This is a genomic window from Paenibacillus lentimorbus NRRL B-30488 (assembly GCF_000411595.1).
Classification (GTDB): domain Bacteria; phylum Bacillota; class Bacilli; order Bacillales; family Bacillaceae; genus Bacillus; species Bacillus velezensis.
Genome location: NZ_ANAT01000006.1, coordinates 233,162 through 246,587, shown reverse-complemented (window position 1 = coordinate 246,587; position 13,426 = coordinate 233,162). Strand labels below are relative to the sequence as shown.

1 pseudogene is annotated in these 13,426 nt (G+C 50.4%); it reads left to right on the top strand.

Features of this window, described 5'->3' with window-relative positions:
• Positions 1 to 13,425 (top strand): annotated as a pseudogene (locus D368_RS03930) (SDR family NAD(P)-dependent oxidoreductase).
• The last annotated feature ends 1 nt before the right edge of the window (position 13,426 follow it).

Sequence of the window (13,426 nt, the reverse complement as noted above, 5' to 3'; positions counted from 1 at the left end):
GTGAAGAACTTCAATAAGCAAATCACTTTATCGCTGAAAAATCCGTTTATTTTACATCATGACGTTTACGGACAAAAAGTCCTTCCGGGATTGGCTTATATTGATATGTTTTATCAGATTTTCAAAGAGCGCGGCTATTCATACGACGGGCTTCAGCTGCGCCATTTATCCATATATCAGCCGCTTATCGCGAAAGAAGACAGCGCCGTCAAGCTTACGGTTGAATGTACGAAGGTAAAAGAAGGGTGCTGGAAACTTACCGCAAAAGGGGCTGAGGTCAGCGGCGGACGAGTCCAGCCGGAAGAACGTATTTACGTCAAAGCGGAAATGCACGAGACGGCACCCGCAGTTTTCAGTGACACGCTTGATCTTGACTCTGTCAAACGCGAGGCGGAACGCACCATCGATTTAAATGAGCTGTATGCACAATGCAGAAGCCAGGAATTGGTTCACAGCGGATACATGAAAGCGGAAGGAGAAGTGTTTGAGGAGCGGGACGGCGTCACCTTTGATGTATCGCTCGGAAAAGACGCGATGGGACAGGCCGGAGGGTTTTTGTTCCATCCGACTCTTCTTGACGGAAGCGGCGTCGGCGCAAACCTATTGATCTCCTCGCTGTTAAATGGGGAAAAGAGGCTGTTTCTGCCTCTTTTCTATGAATCTTTTACAGCTTCCGAACCTTTGCAGGCCGGCTGCATCACGAGAATCAAACGTTCGTCGCTCAGGCAGGAAAAAGAGCTCATTTACATTACACTGGAGTTTTTTAACACATCCGGCCGAAAAGTAGCCGAGCTGAAAGATTTCACAAGCAAGCTCGTGCGGGATGCCGAGCTGATCAATACAGACCGAAAGACTGCTGAGAAGTCTCCTGAAAAAGCCGGTTTACCGGAAGTTGCGGCATCGCTTGAAGGCGGACACCCGCATGAGGAAGCAGAACGGTATGTCATGAATCTGATGGCTGAAAAAATCGGCAAGCCGCTTGAACAGATTGATTCTCAAGTCGGCTACTATGAAATGGGGCTGACATCGTCCGGACTGCTTGACGTCGTCGAAACGATCAGCGAAAAAATCGGCGAAACCCTTTCTCCGACTTTGCTGTTTGAATATACGACGGCAGCAGAGCTGGCGGCTTTCCTGACAGAGCAGTACGGAAGCCATTTCAGCGCGTCTCCTGCAAAAATAGAGAAGCAGGTTGAGAAGCAAACAGAAAGAAGACGGAAAAGCAGTGTTCCGCAAGATGAAGATATCGCCATTATCGGCATGGCCGGCCGCTATCCGCAGGCCGAAAATATTCATGAATTCTGGGAAAACCTGAAAGAAGGAAAAAACTGTGTCACCGAAATTCCGGAGTCTCGCTGGGACTGGCGCAAATTTGAAAATGTAAAGTCGCCTTCCGGAAAGAGCATTTCAAAATGGGGCGGATTTATTGATGATCCGGATTGCTTTGATCCCCAATTTTTCCGGATTACGCCGCGGGAAGCTGAAACAATGGACCCTCAGGAACGGCTGTTTTTACAAACATGCTGGGAAACGATTGAGGATGCCGGATATACGCCGAAGTCGCTCGCAGAGGCGCGCGGACGGAATAAGAGACAGCGCGTCGGCGTCTTCGCAGGGGTGATGCATAAGGATTATACGTTGGTCGGGGCTGAAGCTTCTTCTGAAGATCATGTATTCCCGCTTTCTCTTAATTATGCGCAAATCGCAAACAGAGTTTCATATTTTTGCAATTTTCACGGGCCGAGCATGGCGGTCGATACGGTCTGTTCATCCTCGCTGACTGCGGTTCACCTTGCTGCGGAAAGCATTCGGCGCGGGGAATGTGAATCGGCGGTTGCCGGAGGCGTCAACTTGTCGCTGCATCCGAATAAATATCTGACATACGGTTTATGGGACATGTTTTCAACAGACGGGGTTTGTCATACATTCGGGAAAGACGGAGACGGCTATGTACCGGCTGAAGGAATCGGTGCCGTTTTATTAAAACCGCTGCGAGAGGCGGTAAAAGACGGAGACCGGATTTATGCGGTGATAAAGGGCAGTGCCGTCAACCACGTGGGGACAGTGAGCGGAATTTCCGTGCCGAGTCCTGTCGCGCAGGCCGATTTGATTGAAGAATGCCTGAACAAAGCGGGCATCGATCCGCGCACGGTCAGTTATATTGAGGCGCACGGGACGGGAACTTCTCTCGGCGACCCGATCGAGGTTCAAGGCCTTGTCAAGGCGTTCCGCCAGTACACACAGGACAAACAGTTCTGTTCGATCGGATCAGTGAAGTCCAATATCGGCCATGCGGAATCGTCGGCGGGCATCAGCGGCTTAAGCAAAGTTGCCCTGCAGCTTCACCATAAAACTCTGGTGCCGTCTCTTCATTCCGAGGAGCTGAATCCGTATTTAGATTTTGAACAATCACCGTTTTACGTCCAGCATCATACCGAAGCATGGCAGCAGCCATCAGTGACGGAAAACGGAAACGAGACCGTATATCCCCGGCGTGCGGGCATCAGTTCTTTCGGGGCGACAGGTTCAAACGTGCATCTCATTCTGGAGGAATTTATCCCTGAAGAATCACAGAGAACAGCGTATGAACCGGCAGAAGAACAGACTTTCATTTTCCCGGTTTCCGCCCGGAATGAAGAACGGCTAAAAGAGTATGTTGCGAAGCTGTCTGCATTTATTCATCCCGGACTGCCGCTTGAGGATGCGGCGTATACACTTCAGATCGGCCGTGAACAGATGGAGGAGCGGGTTGCGTTCACCGCTCAGAATATGACACAGCTCAAAGAGCGGCTGGAAGGCTTTCTGGCGGGTAAAACGGTCAGCGGATGCTGGCGGAACCGAGCCGATAAAAGCAAACAGGCAGAGCTTGCTCCGGACTTGATACATAAATGGCTTTCATCCGGGAGTCTGGAGATGATTGCCGAAAAGTGGGCCGGCGGAGGAACGATGGATTGGAATCTCTTGTACAGTGAAAACAAACCGAATCGGATCAGCCTGCCGACATATCCGTTTGAAAAAATCCGGTATTGGGTGCCAAAGGCGGAGAAAAGAGAATCGCTGCCGCAAAAAAGGGCAGGCATGCTGCATCCGCTCCTTCATGAAAATGTATCAAACATGTCAGGTGTTCGTTTCCGGTCCTCTTTTAGCGGCGGAGAATTTTTCCTGAAAGATCACGTCGTCAAAAACGAGCGGACGTTACCGGGCGCGGCTTATCTGGAAATGGTCCGGGCGGCCGTTGAACACGCGGCAGAAACGAAGGAAGAAGGAACAGTCCGCCTGAAACATGTCGCATGGATACGTCCGTTTACAGCGGCGGATGAGTCCGCAGAACTGTATCTCCGCCTTTATGACGAAGAAAATGGGGAGATGGGATTCACGGTTTACAGTGAATCGGCTTCCTCGGAACAAGAGCCCGTTCTCTATGCGCAAGGAAGCGCGGCGTTTGTCCGAGCGGGCGAACCGGCCAAAATCGAGATTGACAAATTAAGAGAGTCACGCCGTCTGATCACACCCGACGCTTGCTATCAGGCATACAAACAGATGGGGATTGAATACGGGGATGCTCACAAAGCGGTCACGGAAATCTATGCAAAAGACAGCAAAGTGCTCGCGAAGCTCTCACTCCCGTCATCTATTTCTCATACAAAAGATCAGTTTGTCCTCCATCCGAGCCTTTTGGATGCGGCCTTCCACGCGACAATCGGGTTAATGCTTGACAGAGACGGGACTGACATAAGGCCGATGCTGCCGTTTGCTCTCGAACAGATTGATGTGTTGAAAAGCTGTAAAAGCGATATGTGGGTTTCCATTGCGTACAGCGGCGAAAGCAAGCCTGAAGATGCCGTGCAGAAGCTGGATATTGATGTATGTGACGAACAAGGCAATGTATGTGTGAAAATGACTGGTTATTCCGCACGGGAAATTGAAACGGATAAAACAGATACACTATTTTTTGAACACGTATGGGAAGAGAAGACCGCTGTACATGAAAAAGCACCGACTCATTTCAAAGCCCGTCACGTGATGATATCAGACCGGTTTACGGATCAAATGAACAGCATACAGACAGACTTCAGCTGTCATGTGCTCCGTGATCAGTATAAGAGTGAAGACGAACGGTTTGAAGCTTGTGCGCTTCAGGCTTTCGAAGAAGTGAAGAAAATCCTCGCTTCAAATTCCGGCGGGCGCGAGCTCATTCAGATTGTCGTGCCTCAAGAAGCGGATACGCAGCTCCTTTGCGGCTTAACGGGGCTTTTGAAAACAGCGGCGCTTGAAAACCCGAACCTGACCGGCCAGCTGATTGAATTGGAGCCGGACGTCAAGGCAGACACGCTGTCCCGATATGTAAAAGAATGCAGCGCTCATCCTGATGACAAGCATATTCGCTATGAAAACGGCAAGCGCTATACGGCACAATGGCAGGAAACAGAGCTTGAACAGTTCGGCGCCGAAAAGCCGTGGAAGGATAAAGGTGTTTATCTGATCACAGGCGGTGCGGGCGGACTCGGATTTTTATTCGCCAAAGAAATCGCCCGGCATGCAAAAGACGCCGTGCTTATTTTAACGGGGCGTTCTCTGTTGGATAACCGTAAAAAGTCCAGCTTCAAGAACTGTCCGATCTCGGCGCGCAAGCCGTGTACAAACAAACGGACATGACGGAAAAACAAGAAGTTCAATCGCTCACAGCGGACATCTGCCGGAAGTACGGCGGATTAAACGGTATCATACACAGCGCGGGAACGATAAAAGACAACTATATTCTGAAAAAGCACAAAGATGCAATCCGTGATGTACTGGCGCCGAAAGTCTCCGGGCTGGTTCATCTTGATGAAGCGGCAAAGGACATTGAGCTTGATTTTCTGATTCTTTTCTCTTCCGGAGCCGGAAGCGCCGGAAGCGCGGGCCAGGCTGATTATGCGATGGCCAATGCGTTTATGAACGCCTTCAGTGAAAAAAGAAACCGTAAAAAAGCCCGAAATGAACGCTATGGACACACCCTTTCAATCTGCTGGCCGCTTTGGAAAGACGGCGGCATGACGGTTGATGCTGAAACGGAAGCGATGCTGACAAAAGAAAGCGGCATGGTCCCTATGAAAACAGAAAACGGCATCCATGCTTTGTACCGCGGGTGGGCGGCAAACACATCCCAAATCATGGTGACGGAAGGCTACGCCGCAAAAATCCGGGCGTTTCTGAAAAAATCAGCGGATGATCAGCCGGATAAGGGCAGCGAAACGGAAGAACCGGCAGGTCTTACGGCAGGCGGAGAGAACATGCTTGCAGAAAAAACGGAGCATTTCTTGAAACATGTGCTTTCGGAAGTAACCAAACTTCCTGTCGGCAAAATTGACGCCAAGGCGCCTATGGAAGATTACGGAATTGATTCGATTATGATTATGCATTTGACGGGCCGGCTGGAAAAGAGCTTCGGTTCATTGTCAAAAACATTGTTCTTCGAGTACCAGAATATCGAATCGCTGGCGCAGTATTTTATGAAAGCACACCGGGACACGCTGCTGGAAGTGACCGGGATGAAAACAGAAGAAACCCCTGCAGCCAAACCGGCGCTGTCTGAGAAAGCGAAAGTAAAGCCCGTTTCCAAACGGAATGAAGGCAAAAAAGGCTTTGCGCAAGTCCGTCCAGACGCGCGGAAAAATCAGCAGCTGACGGAGCGTGAAGATATCGCGATTATCGGTATATCAGGACGATATCCGCAGGCCGAAAATCTTCAGGAATTTTGGAAGAACTTGAGTGAAGGCACTGACTGCATAACCGAAATTCCAAACGATCGCTGGGATCACAGTCTTTATTACGACGCTGATAAAGATAAAGAAGGCAAGACGTACGGAAAATGGGGAGGATTTTTGAAAGACGTGGACAAATTTGATCCGCAATTCTTCTCTATTTCGCCCCGGGATGCAAAATTGATGGACCCGCAGGAGCGGTTATTCCTGCAATGTGTCTACGAAACGATGGAAGATGCCGGTTACACGCGCAAAAAGCTCACGGAAACATCGGGTGATTTGCTTGGCGCCAATGTCGGTGTTTACGTAGGCGTCATGTATGAGGAATATCAGCTTTACGGAGCCGAAGAACAGGCGCGCGGAAAATCGCTTGCGCTGACCGGAAATCCGTCATCAATTGCGAACAGGGCTTCCTATGTATTCGGTTTTAACGGTCCGAGCATGGCGCTGGATACGATGTGCTCTTCTTCTTTAACAGCCATTCATCTGGCATGCCAAAGCTTGCGGAACGGGGAATGCGAGACAGCATTTGCCGGGGGCGTCAATGTATCCGTTCATCCGAATAAATATTTGATGCTCGGCCAGAACAGATTTTTATCAAGCAAAGGCAGATGTGAAAGTTTCGGTGAAGGCGGGGACGGTTATGTGCCCGGTGAAGGAGTGGGAGCCGTGCTCCTTAAGCCGCTTTCTAAAGCGAAAGCGGACGGTGATCATATTTACGGCCTGATCAAAGGAACGACAGTAAACCATGATGGAAAAACAAACGGGTATTCCGTACCGAATCCGAACGCCCAAGCCGCGGTGATCAAACAGGCGTTAAAAGACGCGGGAACCGATCCGAGGGCGGTCAGCTACATCGAAGCCCACGGCACCGGGACTTCACTCGGTGATCCGATTGAAATCACGGGTCTGACAAAAGCCTTTTCAGAACAAACACAAGATAAACAGTTTTGTGCCATCGGCTCAGCGAAATCCAATATCGGGCACTGTGAAAGCGCGGCGGGCATCGCGGGTCTGACGAAGGTGCTCCTGCAAATGAAACATAAGAAGCTCGCACCGTCACTGCATTCCCGGACGCTTAACCCGAATATTGATTTTCTCGCTACGCCGTTTAAAGTGCAGCAGACGCTTGAAGAGTGGAAAAGACCGGTCATAAATGAAAACGGAGTAAATAAAGAACTGCCGAGAACCGCGGGGCTTTCCTCATTTGGAGCCGGCGGTGTCAACGCTCATATCGTCATCGAAGAATATACCGCTGATGAGGATAAGGAGACGGCTTTTGCCGCGCCTCATCCGTCGATGATCGTCCTTTCCGCGAAAAATGAACAACGGCTTCAAAAACGGGCGGAACGTCTTCTTGATGCGCTGCGGAGCGGGCGTTACCGGGAAGCGGATCTGAGCCGGATCGCATATACGCTTCAAATCGGACGTGAACCGATGGAAGAGCGTCTCGGAATGATTGTCAGCAATTTGCGCGAGCTTGAAGAAAAGCTTGACGAATTTACGGGCGGCAAGGAGTCAATTGACCGGCTCTACCGCGGACAAGTCAAACAGAATAAAGACACGATGGCGCTGTTTGCGGCTGATGAGGACATGGAAAAAACCATTGAGGCATGGCTTGAAAAAGGCAAAGCCGCAAAGGTATTAGAGCTTTGGGTGAAGGGCCTTCCGCTGAATTGGGATAAGCTGTATCAAATGGGCAGACCGCAAAAAATCAGTCTCCCGGCCTACCCGTTTGCAAAAGACCGTTATTGGATCGACACATCAGCTGATACAGCTGTCAAAAGACCGGCCGAAACACAGTCTGCGCCGATCGCACCGGCGACCGTCCCGGAACCGGTCATTGAAGTAACAACTCTTCGCGAGGAGACTGCCAAAGAAAAACCGTCAAACATTTCATTGCAGCCTTTGAGCGGCGCGAAACCGAAAAGAACCGTACAGTCTGCTTCCCGTCCGGCGGTTTCCGCTGAAAAAGTAAGTGCCGAATTAACGGAAAGGTTGGCGGACGTTTTATATATGGATGCCGACGATATCGACGCAGATGACACATTTATTGATATCGGCATGGATTCAATCACCGGTCTTGAATGGATAAAGGCCGTTAATAAAGCGTACGGCACGTCCCTTACGGTGACGAAAGTATATGATTATCCGACAATCCGCCAGTTTGCGGCCTTCTTGCAAAAAGAGCTCGGGACAGAACCGATCCTTGAGAAAGCAGCCGAACCGCAGAAAACAGAGGCCGTAAAAAACCGTCAAACATACAGCTGCAGCCTTTAAACGCTCATAAGCAGCATGTGATACAAGCAGAAGCGGATATTCTGGAGGCGATGTCTGAAACAGCAGCTTCCGCCGAACCGGAAGAACCGATTGAAGCGGTGCATGACGAGTTATCAAAAGCACTGGCTGATGTATTGTACATGGAGCGGCATGAAGTGGATATTGATGAGGCCTTTATTGACCTCGGTATGGATTCGATTACCGGTCTTGAATGGATAAAGGCCGTCAATAAACGGTACGGCACGGACTGTAATGTAACGAAAGTGTATGATTATCCGACAATCCGTCAATTTGCCGATTTTCTGCGCACGCAGCCGTCCGTCCGCGGCAGAAAAAAACAGGCGGTTCCCGTACGTCCAAAGCCGCTTACGCAGCAAGCCGCCTCGCAGGAGAAAACACCTGCCGGACCGGAGAGATTAACGGTTCAAAAGGAACCTGAACCGGTGCAGGCCAAACGGGAGCCTAAAGACGAGATAGCAGACGCGATAGCCATCGTCGGCATGTCGGGCAAGTACCCGGATGCGCCGGACCTAAAGACATATTGGGACAACTTAGCCCGTGCGAAAAACGCCATTCGCGACATCCCGCTTTCCCGCTGGGATGTAAACAAATACTATGATCCGGCCTTAAACAAGAAGGGCAAAGTATACTGCAGATCAATCGGTATGCTTGACGGCATTGAAGAGTTTGATCCGCTGTTCTTTAATATATCTCCGTCTGAAGCGGAACTTATGGACCCGCAGCACCGGATATTTTTACAGGAAGGTTTTAAAGCCTTTGAAGATGCGGGTTACAGTTCAAAAGAATTAAACGGAAAAAATTGCGGCATTTATTTGGGGATTATGAACAATGAATACGGCATGATGTTAAACAAACATCAGACAGGAGGAAGCGCGACGGGCAACAGTTTCAGCATCGCGGCGGCCCGCCTGCCTTATTATCTCAATTTGAAAGGGCCGGCCATTCCGATTGATACGGCATGCTCTTCATCTCTTGTCGGGACTCATTTGGCGCGTCAGGCGCTGTTGAATCATGAAATTGACATGGCCCTTGTCGGCGGCGTCACCTTGTATTTAACGCCTGAATCATACATCAGCATGTGTGAAGCAGGAATGCTGTCTCCTGACGGCCAATGTAAAGCATTTGATAACAGCGCGAACGGATTTGTGCCTGGCGAAGGCGCGGGGGCGCTCGTTTTGAAGAGGCTGAAAGATGCGGAAGCCGATCAAGACCATATTTACGGAGTCATTATCGGATCAGGAATTAACCAGGACGGAAAAACCAACGGCATTACCGCACCAAGCGCGAAAAGCCAAATGGAATTAGAGCGTCAAGTGTATGAAGCGCACAACATCCACCCTGAGAGCATCACCTATGCGGAAATGCACGGCACCGGCACAAAGCAGGGGGACCCGATTGAATTAGAAGCCTTATCTTCTGTATTCAAGGAAAAAACGGACCGCAAACAATTTTGCGCCATCGGTTCGGTTAAATCGAATATCGGGCATACGTCGGCGGCGGCAGGTGTAGCAAGCGTCCAGAAGGTTCTGCTGTCGATGAAACATCAGCAGCTTGTGCCGACCCTTCATTTCAGCACGCCGAATGAACATTTTGATTTCGATGACTCGCCTTTATTTGTAAATACCGAACTCAAACCTTGGGAAACAGGCGGAGCACCGCGGCGGGCCTGTGTCAGCTCATTCGGCTACAGCGGCACAAACGCTCATCTCGTTATCGAAGAGTATCGGCCGAAAGACCGAGGAAGCCGTAAGTCTGATGAGACAAACATTTTTGTGCTGTCGGCGAAAAAAGCGCCGCAGGTAAAAACCTATGCCGAGTCTGTGATCGAATTTGCAAAAGCCAATCAGAATATCAATCTTTCAGATATGGCATACACGCTTCAGACCGGGCGTGATGCGATGGATTACCGTCTTGCGGTTACAGCCGGTTCGAGAGAAGAACTGATCAGCCGTTTAACCGATTTTGTAAACGGAAATACGGGTGAAGGGATATATGAAGCCCACATCAAAACGGCAAAAAAAGAAATCAAAGCATTTGAAACGGACGATGATCTGAAGCAGCTTGTCAGGTCGTGGTTCGATAAGAAAAAATACGTCAAAATAGCGGAATTGTGGGCCAAAGGGCTTCAGATGGACTGGGACAGACTCTATCAAGGCGAAAAACCCCGCAGAATCAGTCTGCCGGCTTACCCGTTTGCGAAGGAGCCTTACTGGCTGCCTGAGCCGAAAGCCGTACCGCAGGAAACAGAAGACCGTCGCGAGGCTGTGCTTTTAGAAAAGCAATGGGTTCCGTGTGAGATCGATTCGGCCGGTGAGAAAAGCGGCAGGACGGTCATGATTCTGGCTGATGCAAGGACAGCGGGGCTTGCCGAAGAGACTGCAAAGCATTTCGCTGACTCGTTCATTTTCCCGGTCGATTCCGCTGACACTGCAGCTAGCGATTGGAATCACATAGATGGCGCAATCGATCTGACGGGATGCGGAGACGAAGACCTTTCACTGGAAGGGATCAGCCGGCTCCAGACTCTGATTGATACAAGCCGCCGGCAAGCGCGGCCGCTGACGCTGCTATATGTAACAAAAGGCTTGCAGCCATTTCAGCAGAAAACGATTCATCTTGCAGGAGCGGCAAAAAGCGGCCTGTACAGAATGCTTCAAAATGAGTATCAAAACGTGACGTCCAGACACATGGATGCCGATACAGATACGGATCAGCAGACGCTTGCCAAACAGATTGCAGATGAATTTTCGGCGGACAGCACAGAACCGGAAGTCTGCCGCCGAAACGGAAAGAGATACCGTGCTTTATTCAGGGAGATTCCAAGCGGGAAGCGAGCAGAACATAAGCCCGCACCGTTTCCTGAAGACCATGTGCTTTTCATTACCGGAGGGACGAGGGGACTGGGTCTCTTATGCGCCCGCCATTTCACAGAAAAACACGGCGTGAAAAAAGTAGTGCTGACAGGCAGGGAGCCGATTCCTCCCCGTCATGAACGGTCAGCCGTTAATACGAGGCTGAAAGAGAAGATACGGGCGATTGAAGAGCTTGAAGCAAAAGGAGTGCAAGTGGCGGTGATCAGTCTGAAATTGTCTGATCATGATGCGGCGGCAGCGGAAATTGAAACGATTCGGCGCACGATGGGACCGATCGGCGGCGTCATTCACTGTGCGGGATCGGTTAATTCAGTAAATCCGGCGTTTATCAGAAAGACTGCCGACGACATACAAGAAGTGCTGGAACCGAAAGTCGCCGGGCTTCAAACATTAAGCAGCCTTTTCACAAATGATCCTTTGCAATTTTTTGTCTTATTTTCTTCAGTATCTGCAGTCGTTCCGGCGCTCGCGGCGGGACAGTCGGATTATGCGATGGCAAATGCGTACATGGATTATTTCGCGGCGGCTCATCAGCATCAATATCCGTTAGTCAGCATTCAATGGCCGAACTGGAAGGAAACCGGATTGGGTGAAGTCCGCACAGAAAGCCTGAAGCAGACCGGGCTGCTGGGACTGTCCAACGCGGAAGGACTTGACTTGCTGGACCGCATTTTATCTGAAAACATCCGTCCGTCCGTTCTGCCGGCTATCGTTGATCGGAGCGAATGGCATCCTGACAGGCTGCTCTGTCAAGAGAAAAACAAAAAGAGACTGAAGCCGTAATAAACGGCAAAGCCGCGGAAAAACATTCAGACAGAGAACTGCTTCTTGATACGAAGGCGTGGCTTGTGAAACTGTTTTCCGATGAGCTGAAAATCGCTCCGGAAGAACTGGAAACAGACGAACCGTTTCAGGATTACGGGGTTGATTCGATCATTTTAGCGCAGCTTTTACAGCAAATGAATCATGCGCTCAAAGAGGACTTAGATCCGTCTGTTTTATATGAACATCCGACGATTGACGCGTTTGCCGAATGGCTTGTATCCAATGGTCAGCCGCTGCTTGCAGAAAGGGAGGAACCTGATACAGAAATGTTGGTTCCGGCTGCCGTACAAACGGTTCACACTGAACAAAAGCGTGATGCCGTAACTGAAGACATTGCCGTCGTCGGAATGAGCTGCCGTTTTCCGGGAGCGGAATCGTTAGAACAATATTGGGATTTGCTGAGAAGCGGCAGGTCCGCAATCGGCTCCGTCCCGGCGGAACGTTTCGGATATGCAAATCAATACGTTGCGGGATTGATTGACAATATGGATCACTTTGATTCCGAATTCTTTTTCATTCCGGAAAACGACGCGAAAGCGATGGACCCTCAGGCGTTAGCGGTGCTGGAAGAGAGCTTGAAACTTTGGTGCCATGCCGGCTATACCCGTGAAGAAATCAAGGGCATAGAAGCCGGTGTGTATATCGGAGGCCGCAGCCAGCATCAGCCTGATCCTGAAAGTCTTGCGAATACCCGCAACCCGATTGTTGCGGGCGGGCAGAATTATTTAGCGGCAAACGTTTCGCAATTTTTTGATCTGCGCGGGCCGAGTATCGTGCTTGATACGGCTTGTTCATCAGCTTTGACAGGAATGAACATGGCCGTTCAGGCACTGAGAAGCGGCGATATCAAAGCGGCGGTAGTTGGCGGCGTCAGCCTGCTGAACACGGATGCGGCGCACCGGATGTTCCAAGAGCGCGGGCTGTTAAACGAGAAACCGGCATTTCACGTATTTGACAAGCGTTCAGGCGGAGTTGTCCTCGGTGAAGGTGTCGGCATGGTGCTGTTAAAAACAGTAAGCCAGGCGCAAAAAGACGGCGATACGATACACGCGGTCATTAAGGCTGCCGCCATGAACAATGACGGCAGAACGGCAGGCCCGTCAGCCCCGAATATGCAGGCGCAAAAAGATGTCATGCAAAGCGCGCTTTTCAAAAGCGGCAAAAAGCCGGAAGACATCAGTTATATCGAAGCAAACGGATCGGGTTCCGCGGTGACTGATTTGCTTGAGCTGAAGGCGATTCAATCTGTATACCGCTCAGGTCCGCATGTTCCGCTCGGCATCGGGTCAATCAAGCCGAACATCGGGCATCCGCTTTGCGCAGAAGGCATCGCAAGCTTCATTAAAGTCGTATTAATGCTGAAGCATAAACAAACGGTTCCGTTTCTCTCAGGAGACGAACCGATGCCGCATTTTGATATAACAAAGACAGATTTTCACTTTCATAAGTCAGCCGGCGAATGGGATGCATCCAGACCGTCAGCAGCCATCAACTGCTTTGCCGACGGCGGAACGAACGCCCACGTCATTCTGGAAGCTTGGGAAGAAAAAGATACCCGAATGAAAAGAAAGCCGCTGCCGGTACCGTCATTAAGACGTAAGGCTCTGGTAAAAGAACCTGACGTACGAGCGGAGAAACAAGAGCTTCCTGCGAAAAAAATGTTCTGGAAAGCATTTAAATGAG